The 16,975-nt window shown below is 66.7% G+C and carries 17 protein-coding genes; 7 read left to right on the forward strand and 10 right to left on the reverse strand.

Features of this window, described 5'->3' with window-relative positions; genetic code table 11:
- Window positions 1–168 precede the first annotated feature (168 nt).
- The 5 genes from QX048_RS09250 to QX048_RS09270 are packed head-to-tail and all read left to right on the forward strand — an operon-like array spanning window position 169 to window position 5,572.
- Window positions 169–1,119: an ABC transporter permease gene (locus QX048_RS09250; protein WP_315714261.1), complete on the forward strand. Its 951-nt coding sequence runs from the start codon at window positions 169–171 to the stop codon at window positions 1,117–1,119.
- 8 nt (window positions 1,120–1,127) lie between these two features.
- Window positions 1,128–1,994 carry an ABC transporter permease gene (locus QX048_RS09255; protein WP_316191975.1) on the forward strand — a complete coding sequence of 289 codons (867 nt, stop codon included), beginning with the start codon at window positions 1,128–1,130 and terminating at the stop codon, window positions 1,992–1,994.
- Window positions 1,991–3,001, forward strand: a complete 1,011-nt coding sequence (locus tag QX048_RS09260) for an ABC transporter ATP-binding protein (RefSeq protein ID WP_315714263.1) — start codon at window positions 1,991–1,993, stop codon at window positions 2,999–3,001. The genes QX048_RS09255 and QX048_RS09260 overlap by 4 nt, the downstream gene beginning before the upstream one ends.
- The gene (locus QX048_RS09265; RefSeq protein WP_316191974.1) at window positions 2,998–4,050 is read left to right on the forward strand and encodes an oligopeptide/dipeptide ABC transporter ATP-binding protein; all 1,053 of its coding nucleotides are present in this window, start codon (window positions 2,998–3,000) and stop codon (window positions 4,048–4,050) included. The genes QX048_RS09260 and QX048_RS09265 overlap by 4 nt, the downstream gene beginning before the upstream one ends.
- Before the next feature lie 34 nt (window positions 4,051–4,084).
- Window positions 4,085–5,572, forward strand: coding sequence for an ABC transporter substrate-binding protein (locus tag QX048_RS09270; RefSeq protein WP_315714265.1), 1,488 nt, complete (start codon window positions 4,085–4,087; stop codon window positions 5,570–5,572).
- Between the two features lie 210 nt (window positions 5,573–5,782).
- Here the strand turns inward: QX048_RS09270 and QX048_RS09275 are convergent, their stop codons facing one another.
- Together QX048_RS09275 and QX048_RS09280 are read right to left on the reverse strand one after the other, a co-directional pair.
- Window positions 5,783–5,944 carry a hypothetical protein gene (locus tag QX048_RS09275; RefSeq protein WP_315714266.1) on the reverse strand — a complete coding sequence of 54 codons (162 nt, stop codon included), beginning with the start codon at window positions 5,942–5,944 and terminating at the stop codon, window positions 5,783–5,785.
- Between the two features lie 10 nt (window positions 5,945–5,954).
- The gene (locus QX048_RS09280; protein ID WP_315714267.1) at window positions 5,955–6,197 is read right to left on the reverse strand and encodes a hypothetical protein; all 243 of its coding nucleotides are present in this window, start codon (window positions 6,195–6,197) and stop codon (window positions 5,955–5,957) included.
- On the opposite strand from QX048_RS09280, the gene QX048_RS09285 reads away from it, so the two are divergent.
- Window positions 6,190–7,083: an NAD(P)/FAD-dependent oxidoreductase gene (locus QX048_RS09285; RefSeq protein ID WP_316191973.1), complete on the forward strand. Its 894-nt coding sequence runs from the start codon at window positions 6,190–6,192 to the stop codon at window positions 7,081–7,083. The two genes, QX048_RS09280 and QX048_RS09285, sit on opposite strands and share 8 nt — an antisense overlap.
- Window positions 7,084–7,365: 282 nt before the next feature.
- On the opposite strand, the gene QX048_RS09290 is transcribed toward QX048_RS09285, so the two are convergent.
- From QX048_RS09290 to QX048_RS09315, 6 genes are all read right to left on the reverse strand, one after another.
- Complete coding sequence (locus tag QX048_RS09290; RefSeq protein ID WP_316191972.1) at window positions 7,366–8,223, reverse strand: ABC transporter permease; 858 nt, start codon at window positions 8,221–8,223, stop codon at window positions 7,366–7,368.
- Window positions 8,220–9,149: an ABC transporter permease gene (locus tag QX048_RS09295; protein ID WP_315714392.1), complete on the reverse strand. Its 930-nt coding sequence runs from the start codon at window positions 9,147–9,149 to the stop codon at window positions 8,220–8,222. Before QX048_RS09295 ends, QX048_RS09290 begins: the two co-directional genes overlap by 4 nt.
- Window positions 9,149–10,141 carry an oligopeptide/dipeptide ABC transporter ATP-binding protein gene (locus tag QX048_RS09300; protein ID WP_316191970.1) on the reverse strand — a complete coding sequence of 331 codons (993 nt, stop codon included), beginning with the start codon at window positions 10,139–10,141 and terminating at the stop codon, window positions 9,149–9,151. Before QX048_RS09300 ends, QX048_RS09295 begins: the two co-directional genes overlap by 1 nt.
- Complete coding sequence (locus tag QX048_RS09305) at window positions 10,138–11,112, reverse strand: ABC transporter ATP-binding protein (protein ID WP_316191968.1); 975 nt, start codon at window positions 11,110–11,112, stop codon at window positions 10,138–10,140. The genes QX048_RS09300 and QX048_RS09305 overlap by 4 nt, the downstream gene beginning before the upstream one ends.
- A gap of 4 nt (window positions 11,113–11,116) precedes the next feature.
- Window positions 11,117–12,754, reverse strand: a complete 1,638-nt coding sequence (locus QX048_RS09310) for an ABC transporter substrate-binding protein (protein WP_316191967.1) — start codon at window positions 12,752–12,754, stop codon at window positions 11,117–11,119.
- A gap of 64 nt (window positions 12,755–12,818) precedes the next feature.
- A complete protein-coding gene (locus QX048_RS09315; protein WP_316191966.1) occupies window positions 12,819–13,640 on the reverse strand; it encodes a sugar phosphate isomerase/epimerase family protein in 822 nt (273 codons plus the stop codon).
- A gap of 209 nt (window positions 13,641–13,849) precedes the next feature.
- Here QX048_RS09315 and QX048_RS09320 point away from each other — a divergent pair, with 209 nt between their 5' ends.
- Window positions 13,850–15,001, forward strand: coding sequence for a hypothetical protein (locus tag QX048_RS09320; RefSeq protein ID WP_316186756.1), 1,152 nt, complete (start codon window positions 13,850–13,852; stop codon window positions 14,999–15,001).
- Between the two features lie 41 nt (window positions 15,002–15,042).
- Here the strand turns inward: QX048_RS09320 and QX048_RS09325 are convergent, their stop codons facing one another.
- Together QX048_RS09325 and QX048_RS09330 are read right to left on the reverse strand one after the other, a co-directional pair.
- The gene (locus QX048_RS09325; RefSeq protein WP_316169239.1) at window positions 15,043–15,687 is read right to left on the reverse strand and encodes a PQQ-binding-like beta-propeller repeat protein; all 645 of its coding nucleotides are present in this window, start codon (window positions 15,685–15,687) and stop codon (window positions 15,043–15,045) included.
- 28 nt (window positions 15,688–15,715) lie between these two features.
- Window positions 15,716–16,936 carry a helix-turn-helix domain-containing protein gene (locus tag QX048_RS09330; RefSeq protein WP_316200310.1) on the reverse strand — a complete coding sequence of 407 codons (1,221 nt, stop codon included), beginning with the start codon at window positions 16,934–16,936 and terminating at the stop codon, window positions 15,716–15,718.
- Between the last annotated feature and the right edge of the window lie 39 nt (window positions 16,937–16,975).

Consider the following 16,975-nt stretch of genomic DNA (forward strand, 5'->3'; position numbering starts at 1 on the left):
CGGTCGCCGGCGCTCCGCCGTTGACCGGAATCAAGCCGGCGATACCCCGGCGGGTGCGGTGTGCGAAGGTGCCTCCGCCCGGCAATGGCAATCATGCAGGCAACGGGCTTGCATCGGAGCCGAAAGCTGTGGAACGTGCGGCCGCCGAAAACTGGAGTCCCGGCGCGAATGAGCGTTTTTCTGCTGCGGCGCTTCCTGACCTTGCTGGCGACCCTCGTCGGCGCGTCGCTGATCATATTTCTGGTGCTCGACGCGCTGCCGGGCAATGCCGCCCAGATGCTGATGGGCGCGGATGCCTCGCCGGATGCGGTCAGGGCGCTGACCGTCAAGCTCGGGCTGGATCAGCCGCTGGCGTTGCGTTACCTGCACTGGATCGGCGGCCTTCTGAGCGGCGATCTCGGCAACAGCTACGCCTATGGCACGCCGGTGGCCGAACTGATCCGCGAGCGGCTGGCGATGACCATTCCGCTCGCGATCCTGGCCATGGGGCTCACGACCGTGCTGGCGCTCACGGCCGGCATCTACACGGCCGCCAATCACAACCGTCTCGGCGATGTCGGCGTCATGTCGCTGACCCAGATCGGCATCGCCTTGCCGAACTTCTGGTTCGCGATCCTGCTGATCCTCCTGTTTGCGGTGAAGCTGCAATGGCTGTCGGCCGGCGGCTTTCCCGGCTGGGAGGACGGCATCTGGCCGGGTCTGCGCGCGCTGCTGTTGCCGGCTGTGGCGCTGGCAGTGGTGCAGGCCGCGATCCTGGCGCGGGTGACGCGCTCGGCCGTGCTCGACGTTCTGCGCGAGGATTTCGTCCGCACCGCGCGCGCCAAGGGCCTGACGAAGCGCGAGGTGCTGTGGCAGCACGTGCTGCGCAACGCCATGATCCCGGTGCTCACCGTGATGGGGCTGCAATTCGCCAACCTGCTCGCCGGCACCATCGTGATCGAGAACGTGTTCTATCTCCCGGGCCTGGGGCGCCTCATCTTCCAGTCGATCGCCAATCGCGACCTGATCGTGGTGCGCAACTGCGTGATGCTGCTGGCGGCCATGGTGATCATCGTCAACTTCGTGGTCGATGTCCTGTATGCGGTGATCGATCCGCGCATCAAGGTGCACGAGCTGTGAGTTCCGCCGTGGTCGTTCAAACGGGCGCTGCGCCTGCGTCCAACGCGTTCTGGCGCCGCGCGCTGCGCCATCGCAGCTTCACGATCGGCGCGCTGCTCTGTCTGCTGGTGCTCGGCGCCGCGCTGCTGTCGCTGCTCTGGACGCCATGGTCGGCCTATGAGATCGATGTCGCGTCCAAATTGCGGCCGCCATCAGCAGCGCATTGGCTGGGCACCGACGTGCTCGGCCGCGACATCGTCTCGCTATTGCTGGTGGGTGCGCGCGCGACCATTCTGGTCGGCATCATCGCCGTCGGCATCGGTCTCACCTGCGGCGTCTGCCTTGGCCTGATCGCAGCCGCGCAGCGCGGCTGGACCGAGGAACTGATCATGCGCTTCAGCGACTTCACCTTCGCTTTTCCTGCGGTACTGTCGGCGATCATGCTGGCGGCCGTGATCGGGCCGGGCATGGTCACGTCGATCACCGCGATCGGCATCTTCCAGATCCCGGTGTTCGTGCGCGTCACCCGCGGCTCGGCCGGTGCGGTCTGGGCGCGCGAGTTCATCCTGGCTGCGCGCGCCGCCGGCAAGGGCCGCTTCCGCATCACCATCGAGCACGTGCTGCCGAACATCTTGTCGATTCTGATCGTGCAGGCGACGATCCAGTTCGCGCTGGCGATCCTGGCGGAAGCGGCGCTGTCCTATCTGGGCCTCGGCACGCAGCCGCCGCAGCCGTCCTGGGGACGCATGCTGAACGATGCGCAGACCCTGTTGTTCCAGTCGCCGAGCCTCGCCGTGTATCCCGGTGCCGCCATCGCGCTCGCGGTGCTCGGCCTGAACCTGCTCGGCGACGGCCTGCGCGATCTGCTCGACCCACGGCTGGCGAGGCAGCGATGACGGTAGGCGATCAGCCTCTGCTCGATGTGTCGGGTCTCGGCATCCGGCTCAATACCAGCCGCGGCTCGGCGCAAGCCGTGCGCGAGGTCTCCTTCACGCTCCGGCGCGGCGAGACGCTCGGCATCGTCGGCGAGTCCGGTTGCGGCAAGTCGATCACGGCGCTCGCTCTGCTTGGCCTTCTGCCTGACAGCGCCGTCGTCAGCGGCAGCATCACGCTCGATGGCCGCGAGCTGGTCGGTCTCGGTGATGCCGATTACTGCAAGCTGCGCGGCAACCGCATCAGCATGATCTTCCAGGAGCCGATGACCGCGCTCAACCCGATGCATACGATCGGTCATCAGGTGGCCGAGCCGCTGCTGCGGCATATCGGCTGCACGGCGACCGAGGCGAAACGACAGGCGATCGCGCTCCTCGACCGCGTCGGTCTGCCGGATCCCGCCCGACGCTACGGCGCCTATCCGCACCAGTTCTCCGGCGGCCAGCGCCAGCGCATCACCATCGCGATGGCGCTCGCCTGCAAGCCCGACGTGCTGATCGCCGACGAGCCGACCACTGCGCTCGACGTCACCATCCAGCGCCAGATCCTCGACCTCATCGCCGATCTGGTCGCCGAGCGCGGCATGGCGATGATCTTGATCTCGCATGATCTCGGTGTCATCGCCGAGAACGTCCAGCGCATGATCGTGATGTATGGCGGCACGGTGGTCGAGAGCGGCACCACGGACGCCGTGTTCTCGCGCATGGGGCATCCCTACACGCAGGGCCTGTTCCGCGCGCGGCCGCGGCTCGGGGCCCGCAAGGGCACGCGCCTTGCGACCATCGCGGGTACCGTGCCGGAGCTCGCCGATCTTCCGGCCGGTTGTCCGTTCGCAGATCGCTGCGGGCTGGCGATCGACGCCTGTCGCACGGCGCTGCCGCCGTCGATCGAGATCGGCGCCGGGCACGGCGTCCGGTGCATCCGGACCGGCGTCGCGCTCGCGTGTGATCCGGCGGGAGTGGTCGCTTGAGCACCGCCGCGCAAGGAGTTGCAGAGACGCCGCTGCTCGAGGTCAGGGATCTCGTACAGCGCTACACGCTGCCGCGAGAGAGTCTGCTGCGGCCGCCCGGCGAGGTGCTCGCGCTGAACGGCGTGTCGCTGTCGTTGAAGGCGGGCAAGAGCCTCGGCATCGTCGGCGAGTCCGGCTCTGGCAAGTCGACCCTGGCGCGGCTGATCATGGCGCTGGAGCGGCCGTCAGCGGGATCGGTGCTGATGGTGGGCCGCGATCTCAACCGCCTCCCGGTGGATGAGCTGCGGCGGGCGCGCCGCGATTTCCAGATGGTATTTCAGGATCCGTACGGATCACTCGATCCGCGCCAGACCATTGCGCGCATCGTCGCCGAGCCGCTGACCGCTCTCGAACACTCGGATCGCGATTCTCTCCGCAGGCGCGTCGCGAGCGTGCTGCGGCAGGTCGGATTGCGCGATGCCGACATGGACAAATATCCGCATGAATTTTCCGGGGGGCAGCGCCAGCGCATCGCGATCGCGCGGGCCCTGATCACCCAGCCGAAGCTGATCGTCGCCGACGAGCCGGTGTCGGCGCTGGATGTCTCCGTGCAGGCGCAGGTTCTCAACCTGATGCAGGATCTGCAGGAGCAGTTCGGCCTGAGCTACGTGCTGATCAGTCATGATCTCGCGGTCGTCGACTATCTCTGCGACGAGGTTGCGGTGATGTATCTCGGCCGCATCGTCGAGCGCGGGCGGCCGGAGGACTTGTTCGGAAGTTGCGCGCATCCCTACACGCGGGCGCTCCTCGACGCCGTGCCGCGGGCCCAGGCCGACGCGGTCCGGCGCCGTCGCGAGAGCGTTGCGATCGCTTCGCAATCCCTCGGCGCGGCCGGATGCGCCTACGCGCCCCGTTGTCCGCTCGCCGATGCCCGGTGCCGCGCGACGGCCCCCGCGTTGCGAGCGCTCACCGGACAGCATTCCGCTGCCTGCCATCGGGCGGAAAGCGTAATGGCGCTGCCGGCGCTCGTCGCAACGGAACTGCAGCCACTTGTCTCGAAGCCGCTTTGACGCGTAATTTGGCTTCCTCAGGGAGAAACAAACAATGTTCAAGAAACTATCGATCATCGCCATGGCCGCGCTCGTTGCGGCCGTCGCGCCGGCTCTCGCGCAGAGCAAGAAGGATAGCGTCGTTGTCGGCATGACCTTGGAGCCGCCGGGGCTCGATCCGACCAGCGCGGCCGCGGCGGCCATCGCCGAGGTGACGCTCTACAACGTCTATGAGACGCTGACCAAGATCAACGAGGACGGCTCGGTCTCGCCGCTGCTGGCCTCGAGCTGGCAGGCCTCGTCCGATCTGAAGAGCTACACGTTCAAGCTCGCCAAGGGCGTGAAATTCCAGAACGGCGAGGCGTTCGATTCCGCCGCGGTGAAGTTCTCGTTCGAGCGCGCCGGCGCCGCCAACAGCACCAACAAGGACAAGGCGCTGTTCCAGGCGATGGAGTCCGTGACGGCTCCCGACGCGGAGACCATCGTCGTCAAGCTGAAATATTCTGAGCCCAACCTGCCGTTCCTGCTCGGACAGGCCACCGCCTCGATCGTCGAGCCGAAGAGCGCGCCGACCAACGCGACGCAGCCGGTCGGTACTGGACCGTACACGCTGGGGAGCTGGGCCAAGGGCTCGTCCCTGACCTTGAACAAATGGCCCGACTATCGCAACGCCGCAGCCGTGAAGCTGTCCAAGGTGACGATCCGCTTCATCTCCGATCCGGCGGCGCAGGTCGCTGCGCTGTTGTCGGGTGACGTCGATGCCTTCCCGCGCGGCACCACGGCGCGCACCATCGCGCAGTTCAAGTCCGACCCGCGCTTCACCGTGCTGATCGGCGGCTCAAAGGCGAAGACGATCGTCACCATCAACAACAAGAAGAAGCCGCTCGACGACGTCCGCGTCCGCCGCGCGATCCTTGCTGCGATCGATCGCAAGGCGATGGTCGAAGGCGCCGTCGACGGCCTGGGTACGCCGATCGGCAGCTTCTACGTGCCGGGCTCGCTCGGCTATGTCGACACCACCGACATCAATCCCTACGACCCGGAGAAGGCCAAGAAGCTGCTCGCCGAAGCCGGCGTGACCACGCCGCTGCAACTGTCGCTGCGGCTGCCGCCGCCGGCCTATGCCCGCCAGGGCGGCGAGGTGCTCGCGGCTCAATTGGCCAAGGTCGGCATCGTCGCCAAGATCGAGAATCTCGAATGGGCGGCGTGGCTGTCACAGGTCTTCAACGGACCGCATGATTTCGACCTGACCATCGTCTCGCATGTCGAGCCGTTCGATCTCGTGAAGTTCACCGACAAGAATTACTACTTCGGCTATCAGTCCGAGGCCTTCGACAAGCTCTACCAGTCGATTGTCGATACGCCGAACGAGACCGAGCGCGCCAAGCTGCTCGGCGATGCCCAGCGCATGCTGGCGACCGATGCCGCTGCGGGCTTCCTGTTCCAGCCGCAGTGGATCACAATCATCAACAAGAAGCTCAAGGGTGTCTGGAAGGACGTGCCGCAGTTCGAGAATGATTTCTCGAGCTGGTCGTGGGAATGATGACGACCCCGCTTCGCGCGGCTTTGCGGTGACACTGCAGAATACAGCGCCCTCTCCCCTTGTGGGAGAGGGCATCGCAAGCCTGTCCGCAAACTCTGTCCTACTTGCCTCCCACAAGGGGAGAGGGCGCAATAACGACCGCCGCGCTGTCTGGTCGAACGCAATACTTCAACTTGAGCGCTGAGGTGAGCCCCACGATCCCTTGCCCAATCAGTTCGGCCAATCGATCGGCGTGAAGCGCAACTGCCGCCGCCGCATCTCGGCCTGGAGCTCCTGCGCATACTGCTTGGCCCGATCGCCGATCAAACGGTAGGGGCCCCCGATCCGGCTGTCGGCGGCCACCTGCTTTCGGACACTTTCGTAGTACGCCATCAAGCTTTCATCAGTCGAATTTACAAATCGCATCCACGCGCCCTCGCAACAAATCCCCTCGCTGCCAAGTTTGCACGGCTTTTCCGCCGCGGCAGTGACATAGGTTAACGTCCCTCAGTGGCAAAAGTTCCACTTGTGTTCCAGAGAGTTCCGGGTCGATTTCATCGACACGTTTGCCGAAATGTTTTCCGCGCGAGAACTTTCTGCTCCGATGCAGCTTGAGCCAGGACTGGAGCAGGGCGGCAATGCGCACCGAAGTCCTCGTCATAGGCGGCGGGCCAGCTGGACTGATGGCCGCGATTTACCTGGCCCGGTTCCGGCGTGGGGTCGTGGTCGTCGCTGGCGGCGCATCGCGGGCAGCGCTGATTCCGCGGAGCCACAACCTGCCGGGGTTCCCGAACGGCATGCCCGGAAGCGAGCTGCTCGCACGAATGCAGCGGCAGGTCGAGGAACTTCACGTTCCTATCGTCCGGAGGACGGTGAGCGCTCTCGAGACGCATGACGGAGATCTGGTCGCGACTCACGAGCGCGGTGCGGTCGCGGCACAGCGCGTCATCCTCGCGACGGGTATCGTCGACAAGCAGACGTCGCTCGCCGATTGGAGAGCGGCGGTCCGTGACGGCGAGCTGCGCTATTGTCCGGTCTGCGACGGCTTTGAAACCATCGACCACAAGATCGCCATCGTGGGCGCGCTCGGTCACGCCGCTGGCAAGGCGCTGTTCATGCGCGTCTACAGTTCGGACGTCACCTTGATCCCGATCGATGATGAGCAGGATGCGGCGAAGCGGCAGGAGCTCGCCGCCGCCGGCGTTCGGGTGACGCCACAACTTCATGCGTTGCAGCGCCAAGACGGTGCGATCGAGGCGTCATTCGTCGACGGCAGCAGCGAACGGTTCGAGATCGTGTATCCTGCGATGGGCGCCGATGTTCGCTCCGAGCTCGCCATCAAGCTCGGCGCGCGGCATACATCCGATGGCTTTCTCGAGGTCGATGCCAAGCAGCGCTGCGGCGTCGCGGGACTCTATGGCATCGGCGACGTCGTCACCGACCTGCATCAGATCGCGGTGGCATTCGGCCATGCCGCGGTCGCCGCCTGTCACGCGCATCATTCATTGCCGATGCGTCATGCGGAAGCGTAGCGGCAAGGCAGCATCGAATTGATCGCAATCTGAAGTCGCGATATCATATGTAAGTGCCGTTTAAATTGATGTGTCGGACCATGATTCATGGACAGAAGATCGGCGTGCATGACTGCGGCATTGAGCTGTCGCGAGGAGGCCGAACGCGATCCGGCTCGCCGCGATCAGTGGTTGCAGCAGGCGTCGAGATGGATGGCGCTGGCGGGCGAGCAAGCGGGGCATGCCCTGATCATCTGCGAGCATAGTGCCGCGGCGAGTCACGAGGCTCGTCGCTGATCGAGGCTATTGCAGCGTCGGATCGAGCCGGTCGCGCAGCCAGTCGCCGATCATCGAGACGGCGAGCGTCGTCACCACGATGGTGATCGCCGGTGCCAACATGATCCATGGTGCGCGCGTCAGATATTCGCGGCCATAGCCGACCATGTTGCCAAGGCTCGTCATCGGCGGCTGCACGCCGAGGCCGAGGAAGGAGAGACCGGACTCCAGCAGGATGACTTCGGGAAACACCAGCGTCATCGACACGATGAGGGTCGAGGCGATGTTCGGCAGGATGTGCCTGAGATAGACGCGCTGCGGCGTTGCGCCGAGCTGTCGGACGGCGGCGGCATAGCCTTGTGCATTGGCGGAGATGGCGAGGCCGCGCGCGATGCGCGCATAGCGCTCCCAGCCGAACAGGCCCATCAACCCGATCAAGAGCGGCAGCGAGTTGCCGAAGAAGGCGAGCACGGCGAGCGCCAGAATCAGGAACGGCATGCTGGCCTGGAAGTCCGCCAGCATCAGCACGGCCTGCTCGACCAGGCCGCGGAAATGCGCGGCGAGAAAGCCGAGCGTGGTGCCGGCGATGGCGGAGATCGCGGTCGCGCCGAACGCGATCAAGAGCGAAATCCGGATCGACACGATCAGACGCGACAGCACGTCGCGACCGAGCTCGTCGGTGCCGAGCCAATGCGCCGGGCTGCCCGGCAGCGACAGGCGATTGCGCAGATCGAATTTGGTGAAGCCATGCGGCGCGAGCTGATCGGCGAAGATCGCCAGCAGCAGCATCGCGACGATCCAGCCGACTGCGATGGTCACGGAGACGGGAATGTTCGGCCAGCACAGCCGCCGCGCGGCAGGCGATTTCAATGCAAGGTCGGTCATGCCTCGGCTCCCTTGCTACGCAGCCGCGGATCCAGCAGGCCGTAGAGGAAATCCACCATCAGGTTCGACGTGACCATGGTCATCGCCACCAGCAGCAGGATGCATTGCACGACCGCGAGGTCGCGGTTGGCGACGGCGACGACCAGGAGACGGCCGACGCCGGGCCAGGAGAACACGCTCTCGACGACGACCGCGCCGGCGATCAGGCTGCCGACCATGAAGCCGAGAATGGTGACGGTGGGGATCGCCGCGTTGGGCAGCGCGTGATCCGTGATCACCCGGCGCCACGGCACGCCCTTGGCCGACGCCGTTCTGATGTAGGGCTGGCCGAGAATTTCCAGCATGGCGCTGCGCGTGAACCGCGCCAGCACCGCGGCGCCGCCGAAGCCGAGCGTCACGATCGGCAGGATGGCGTGCCGCCACGAGTCCTGTCCGCCCGACGGCAGCCAGCCGAGCTGCACGGCGAAGATCAGCACCAGGATCAGGGCCAGCACGAAGCTCGGCACCGTGAAGCCCGCCACCGCCGTGATCATCACGGCGCGGTCGATCGCCGATCCGCGGTGCAGCGCGGCGTAGATGCCGGCGGGAATGCCGAGCAGCACTTTCAGCAGGAACGCCGGAATGGTCAGCGCCAAGGTCGCGGGGATGCGCTCGATGACGAGCTGGATCGCGGGCCGGCCGTCGCGCATCGAGCGTCCGAGCTCGCCCTGGCCGATCGCCTTGAAGTAGTCGAGATACTGCATCCAGATCGGATGATCGAGACCCCACGCCTTGCGGAAGGCGGCGATGACCTCGGGCGGCGCCTCGGGCCCCATGATCATCAGCGCGGGATCGCCCGACAGCCGCAGCACGATGAAGGCAAAGGTGACGACGAGTGCGATGGTCAGCAGCGCACGCGCCAGGCGGATGGCGAAATAGCGCAGCATCACGCGGCGACCTCGGTCTGCGACTGCAGCCCCGAAACGAGATGACAGGCCACCTGGCGCTGCCGATCCAGGGCGGCGAGCGCGGGCGACTCGTTGGCGCAGCGGGCGGTCGCGTGGCTGCAGCGCGGGTGGAAGGCACAGCCGGCGGGGCGCGCCGCCGGATTCGGCGGGTCGCCCGTCAGTACGATGCGGCTGGTGCTGCGGCGTCCCGGAGCAGGGGAAGCGGACACCAGCGCCTGCGTGTAGGGATGTTGCGGCCGCGCGAACAGGTCGTCGGCATCGCCATATTCGACGATGCGGCCGAGATACATCACGGCCACCTTGCTGCTGATCTGCCGGACGACGCGCAGATCATGGCTGATGAACAGCATCGTCAGACCGAGCCGGGCCTGGAGATCGACCAGCAGGTTCACCACCTGCGCCTGGATCGAGACGTCGAGCGCGCTGACCGGTTCGTCGCAGACGAGGAAGTCGGGCTTGGTCGCCAGCGCACGGGCGAGCACGATGCGCTGGCGCTGACCGCCCGACAGCGCGCCGGGATAGCGGGCGCCATGGCCGTCGTTGAGATCGACAGCCTGGAGCAGCTCATGCACGCGCGCGTCGCGCTCGGCGGCCGTGCCGATGTCGTGGATGTCGAGCGGCTCGCGGATCTGCGCGGCAACGGGAAGTCGTCGATCGAGCGCGCCGAGCGGATCCTGGAAGATCATCTGCATGCGCGCGCGCTGGGCGCGCCACGCCGCCGAGCCTGGTGCTGCGATCGGGGCGCCGTCGAAGCGCACACTGCCGCGGTCGGGCGGCTCGAGACCGAGCACCATGCGGCCGGTGGTGGATTTGCCGGAGCCGGACTCGCCGACGATGCCGAGCGTCTCGCCCTTTTGGATCGAGAAGCTCAGGCCGTCGACGGCGTGGACGGATGCGGCGCGTCCGAACAGGCCGGTCCTCATCCGATAGGTGCGCGAGATCGCCTGGACCTCGACCAGCGGCGCTGTCATTCGGCGGCGAGCTCCATCGGCAGGCGCTGCGGCCGCAGGCAGGCCACCGCGCGGTCCGGCTCGACCGGCGCCAGCGGCGGCACGCCGGCATGGCAGCCGTCGCCGGCAAACGTGCAGCGCGGCGCGAAGGCGCAGCCGCTGGGCAGTGCGCGCGGATCAGGCACTGTTCCGGGAATGGCCTGCAGCCGCCGCCTGGCGCCATCGAGCGGCGGCAGCGCGCCGATCAGGCCCTGCGCATAAGGGTGCCAGGGATCATCGAACAGCCGCGTCGCGGGCGCGCGCTCGACGATGCGGCCGGCATACATCACGCAGACGTGGTCGCAATTCTCCGCGACGACGCCGAGGTCATGGCTGATCAGGACCATCGCCATGTTGAACTCGCGCCGGATGGCCGACAGCAGATCGAGGATCTGCGCCTGGATGGTGGCGTCGAGCGCGGTGGTGGGCTCGTCGGCGATCAGCAGCTCGGGCTGTCCGGCCAGCGCCATTGCGATCATGATGCGCTGGACTTGGCCGCCGGAGAACTCGTGCGGATAGGCGGACAGCCGGCGTGCCGCATCGGGGATGCCGACGAGATCGAGCAGCCTGAGCGCCTCGGCCCGCGCAGCCTCGCCGCGCAGCCCGCGATGCAGCGCGAGGCTTTCGCACAACTGGCGCCGGATCGTGAGCACCGGATTGAGCGCGCTGGCGGGATCCTGGAAGATCATCGCGATGCGGCGGCCGCGCACCTGGTCGAGCACCTTGCCGTCAGCGCCGAGCAGTTCGCGGCCTTCGAGCCTGGCCGAGCCTGATACTTTCGCCTTGCCGGGCAGGAGACCCAGCGCCGCGAGCCACGTCACCGACTTGCCGGATCCGGACTCGCCGACGAGGCCGATGGCCTCGCCCCTACCGATGTCAAGATCGATGCCGTGCAGCACGGGCGTGCCGTCGAAGGCGACCTTCAGTTCGGAGATGCTGACCAGCGGCGCCACGGCGTCACGCGCCGTAGTTGCCGGTGCGGAAGTCCATCGCGAAGGCCGGCGAGGCCTTCCACTTGATCGACTTCGGCTTGGCGGTGAAGGTCGCGTTCTGGTGCAGCACCGTGTAGGCGGGGTCCTCGCGCTCGGCGATCTCCAGCATGCGGCGGAACGCCTTCTTGCGCGCCTCGCGATCGGTCGAGGTCTCCAGGAATTCGGAAAGACGATTGAGCTCGTCATTGCTCCATTCGCCGACCTGCTGCTGCTGGCCGTTGGGGCCATGCTGGGCGACGAGCGAGGAGACGGGATCGTTGAACGCGGCCGAGTTGGACCAGTCGCGCACCGCGCGGGTCGGAGCGCGCTCGAGAATCTGGGACCAGTTCTCCTTGGTCTCGATCTGAACGTTGAGGCCGACCGCCTGCCACATCTCGACCAGCACCTGCGCGGTCGCGACCTGGTTGGTGTAGTAGTTGTTGAGCAGTCGATACGGGATCGGGTCACCCTTGTAGCCGGCCTGCTTGAGCAGGTCCTGTGCCAGCTTCGGATCGAATGCCGGCACGCTCCAGTCGGCGATGAACATGTCGCCGTAGAATTCCCACTGCAGGCCCTTCGGCACCCGGGTGCGGCCGGCCCACAGGCTGTCGACGATGGCCTGGCGGTCGATCGCATGGGTGAAGGCGCGGCGCACCAGCGGATTGGCGAGCTGCGGGTGGTTCTTGTCGAACACGGTGAGACGGTGATTGAGGATGGTGCCGCCCTGGACCTCGAACGCCGCGTTCTTCTCGATGCCGGCGATCTGGTCCGGCGGAATGTCGCAGGCGAACTGATATTCGCCAGACAGGAGCCCGTTGATGCGGCTCGCGACCTCCGGCACTTCCAGGAATCGGATGCGCTTCAGCGGCGGACGGCCGCCCCAATATTCGTCATGGGCTTCGAGCGTCAGCGACACGTCCGGCTTGAACTCGACGATCTTGTAGGGACCCGTCGTGATCGGCTTGCGCGCCCAGTCGAGATAGCTCGCCGCCTCCTCCCAGCCGCGCCGGCTCATGATGTCGGAGCCATAGCGCATCAGGCGGCCTTCGATGGTCACGTCGGGCGTCGCGTTGACGAAGCGCACGGTGTATTTGTCGACGGCGTCGACGCGAACCAGGTCCGGCCACATCCGGCGCGCGACGCCAATCACGTCCGGCGGCAGCTCCTTGCCCGGGCGCGGCGTCGGGATCTTCTCGAACGCCTTGATGGTGGTGCGGCTCTTGGCCTCGCTGTCGCCGAACATGCGCTCGCGGCTGAACGAGAACATGACGTCCTCGGACGTCATCTCGTCACCATTGTGGAACTTGACGCCCTGGCGCAGCTTCAATTCGACGGTCTGGTCGTCGATGCGCTTCCACTCGGTGGCGAGGCCGGGGACGGCTTCGAGATTGCCGCGGAAGTTCTTCGAGATCAGGCTTTCCCAGAGCGACGAGTAGAACACGCGCTCGCCGACATTGGACTGCTCGCGCAGCACGTCGAGCACGTTCGAATTGGTCACCTTCTGCACGGCGATGGTGACCGAGGGACGGTTGTCTCCCTGCGCGATCGACACGCGCGGCAGGATGAAGCTGCCGCCGATCGCGGCGCCGGCGCCGAGCAGGCCGCGGCGGGTGAGCTTGGTCATGGCAATCTCTCTGTCGTCTGAGGTTGTCTGAAACGATGGGATCGGGTCGCGAGGACGCGTTGGCTTATTGGGCGAGGCCGAGCGAGGCGAGATACGCGGCGCCGGCCTTGACGTGATCATGGTTGCGCAGTTCGAGGATCAGGCGCGGATTCGAATTCAGCTTCGTCAGTGCGCGGAACACGGCGACCCAGCGGATGTTGCCTTCGCCCGGCGCCCAGTGACGGTCGGCGTAGCCATCGGTGTCCTGCAGATGGACATGGGTCAGCATGTCGCCGGCGGCATCGACATAGTAGTCGACCGGCGGCGCGCCGGTGGAATGATGCGCGTAGTTGGCATGGCCGGTGTCGAGCGACACGCGCACTTTGCTGCTGCCCAGCGCCTTGGCAAGCGTGACGCGATCCAGCGGATCCTTGTCCTCGATGTTCTCGATCACCAGCTCGCAATTGGCCTGCTCGGCCGAGGCGATGACGTCGGACAGCGTCGCACGGACACGCTCGATCAGCTGCTCGCGATTGTCCGGCAGCATGTCGATGTTGTTGTAGTCCCAGGTCGTGTAGGGCGAGTGGATCACCATCTGGGTGGCGCCGAGGAACTGTGCGACTTCCAGGCCCTGCAGTAGCCGCTTGGTCACCGCGCGGCGGATCATCGGGTCGTGGCTGGCGATGGTGAAGCCCCAGAACGGGCCGTGGATGCCGAGCCGGCCGGTGTGGCCCGACAGCATCGACTTGATATCCTTGGCGGTGCTGCGCCAGTCGCTGTCGAGCAGGTCCGCGCGGAAGAAGTCCTGGATCTCGAGATCCCGCTGGCGCTCGAGCAGCCAGTCGGTGTGGGCCGGAATCGATTTGACGGAGAGGGCGGCGCCCAGGACAGGCAGCGTGGCGGACATTTGGCGAGATCCCTTCTTGAGACCTCGTGAGCGCTAGCGGAGTTCGATGACGCCCCCATGAAGGGCTGTGGATGGCGACCGCGACATCTTGTGTGGTTGAGCCCGCGGCAGGCCGCAGTCGTTCTATTCCTGGGGTAGACGAACGCGCTCGGGATCTACTTGACGTAGCCGCGGGAATTGCAACAATGCGGCAAAAACGGGGATGTGCGATGACGGTGCGGCGGGCAATCCTTGGCGCGATGCTGTCGGTCCTGATACTGACCTCAGTGGCGCTGATCGAGGCGTCCTTGATAGCGGCTGCCTATGCGAAGGGACCGTATGGCACGATCTCGGTCGCCGGATGGTCGGGCGGCGCCTATACTGACGACAACACCGGCAAGTTCTCCAGCTGCATTGCCTCGGCGAGCTACAAGAGCGGCATCAATTTCGGCGTGCTCGCGCTGCCGACCTACAATTGGGCGCTCGCCTTCATTCATCCGAGCTGGTCGCTGTCGCAGGGGCAGAAGTTTCCCATCGTGCTCAGCTTCGACGGCCGCAATTCGTACAATGTCGAGGGCTCGGTCTGGTCGGCCAACATGGTCGTGGTTCCGATGCCGAACGATTCCAGCCTGATCAAGGCGTTCCGGGCGGCGCGGACGATGTCCGCCTTCGCACAGGGCAACCTGTTCCAGTTCGATCTCAACGGCACCTCCGTGCTGTTGCCCTCGCTGGCGAACTGTGTGCGCATGATCAATGCCGGTGGGATGGCCGCGGCGACGAACTTCACGGTGCAGCCCGGCGCCGCTTCGGCGCAGCGTCAGGCCGTGCCCCCCGTCGCGACCACGCCGGCCGCGACGGCGAGCGTGCAGCCGGCACGTGCGTCCGAGGATTCGCCCGAGCTGCAGCTCGAGGCGATGCAGATCGCCTCCAACTTCATTCTGAAGGCGGCGCTGTCGCATCCGGCGATCCTCGGCGGCGGCGAACGGCCAGTGTGGCTGACCGCAGGCGGCGTCGCCTGGAAGGCGGACAATGCCACCGGCTTCGTCCGGATCGTGCCGCCGCAGCGCAACCTGGACGGCCTGGAAGTCGCAGCCACGATCATCGGCAACGACGCGCGCGACTGCAAAGGCAAGTTCATCTCCGCCCGCAACAGCGAGCTGGTCGACAGCGCGGTGGTGTTCCGCGGCATGTCGTCCTGCGAGGACAGCGAGAAGTCGGACATCGCCGAGTACTTCATCTTCCCGCGCAAGGCGGGCGGCTTCGTCCTGTTCTCCGTGATCACGCCGACCAAGCCGATCGGCGGCGGCGGCCAGCAGTTGCAGACGCGCGAGGAAGCCAACGCCAACTTTCGCAAGGCGGCGTTCACATCCATCGCGAAGTAGGCTGCCTCCGCTCGCTGAGCCTGCTGTGGCTCATTTGCGTGTTACCCCCGTGCCTGCTTCGGCCGCCTGACCGCACGGACCTTGCCGCTGCCGCCGCCGCCGCAATACAGCGTCTCGCTCCCGTCGGACTCCATGCCGGAGACGCCGGTGCCGACCGGCATGTCGAGCTGATCGAGCACCTCGCCGGTCGCGGGATCGATGCGCCTGATGTCGCTGACATCGTCCTCCCAGGTGCCGTGCCAGAGCTCGCCATCCACCCAGGTCACGCCGGTGACGAAGCGCGTGCAGGAAATGCTGCGCAGGATCTGCCCAGTTGCCGGATCGATCTGGTGGATCTTGCGGTCGCGATAGGCACCAACCCAGAGCGACCCTTCAGCCCAGGCCAGCCCGGAATCGCCACCGCCCGAGGGCGCCGGGATCGTCGCGAGCACGCGGCCACTGTCGGGATCGACCTTGTGGATGCGATCTTCGGCGATCTGATAGAGATGCTTGCCATCGAAGGCGGTCCCGGCATGCGAGGGCACGTCGAGCGACTTGCGGACCGCGCCGTCGGCAGGATCGAACGCCTTGATGCTGGCGCCGGTCGCAATCCACACCTGCTTGCCGTCATAGCTGACGCCGTTGACTCGGTCGGTGCCGTCGAACGGGCCGTATTCGCGGATGATCTCTGCAGGTGCGCGTGTCATGACCTTCTCCATTGCTGACGGCCGAACGCTAATCGAGCGACGACCACGCCGGGAGTAACAAGCTGGTCGCGAATGCCGGCACCACCGGACAGGTCCAGCGCTGCGCGCGGCCGCGGCCGAACGACTGGACCTTGCCGGACAGAGCGAGCGCGTCGAGCGCGCGCTGCATCGTGCGCTGGCTGGCGCCGAGCGCCAGCGCAAGGCCGGAGCTCGACCACGCCTCGCCGTCGGCGAGGCAGGCGAGCACGGGCGCATTCTCGTCCTCGATCGGCTGTGCCAGTACGACGACGCGGCGGCCATCGCGCGGCAGCAGGGCAAAGCCGTCGCGCGTCGCATTGACGTCGGCCATGTCTTTCAAGAGCCGGCGCAAGCGCCCGATCTCGACACGCAAGCGGGCGCGATGCGACTCATCGGCTTCCTTGCCGCGGAAAGCCGTGGCGATCAGCTCCGATCGCGAGACATCATCGGGCGTCGCCTCCGCCAGCCTGCGGGCGAGAGCAAACAACACCGGACGCCGCGCCAACGGCACGGCGAAGCTGCCCTGGCGCACCACGAGCCGGCAGGCATCGACGATCAGGCCGTCGGATCGGAAGAGCGCTTCGACCTCATCGAGCTGCAGCAGCCGTTGCTCGCCTCCTCGGATCAAGCGAGCGGCCGGCGCGGACAGCGTGGCCGCGAGCCGCTCGACCTCGGCTTGCAGCTCCGGACTCCGCGTCCGCCAGGCCATGGCTCCGGCCCGCTCGAGCGCCGCCTGCGCCGCCTTGGTCTGCAGGCGGCGCAGCGCCAGGCCGGCGACGATCAGTTCATAGATGGTGCGCGCCGCCGGCTGCAGCGGCGAGGGATCGAGATCGGCGAGCCCCCGCTCGGCGTCATCGAGGTGGCCGATGAGGACCATGCGCCGGATTTCGAGGCTCCGCGCATAGGCGGCATTGGTGCGGTCGCCGTGCTGCTCCAGCGTTGCGCGCGCCTCGGCCAGCGCCTTCGTCGGCCATGACAGATCGCGCGCCGCCAGCGCGATCTCGGCCTCCGCCACGGCGCAGCGGGCGCGGGCCATGGCCGCCTTCGGGCCGAAGCTGCGCGCGGCCTGGCGCAGCAGCGCCTTCGCCCTGATGACATCGCCGAGCCTGGCCATCGCGATGCCGCGCAGCGCCAGCGCCGGCGGATCGTCGCGCAGCGCGACGCGATTGAGCGCGCCGAGCGGATCACCCGCGGCCAGCGCCTGTGCCGCCGCCGAGATCAGCGAGTCCATGCAAATCCCGCCACACTTGTCACTCCGCATTCCTCCCGC

Origin of the sequence: Bradyrhizobium sp. SZCCHNS30572, assembly GCF_032484415.1 — a bacterium.
In the GTDB taxonomy this organism is placed as follows: Bacteria; Pseudomonadota; Alphaproteobacteria; order Rhizobiales; family Xanthobacteraceae; genus Bradyrhizobium.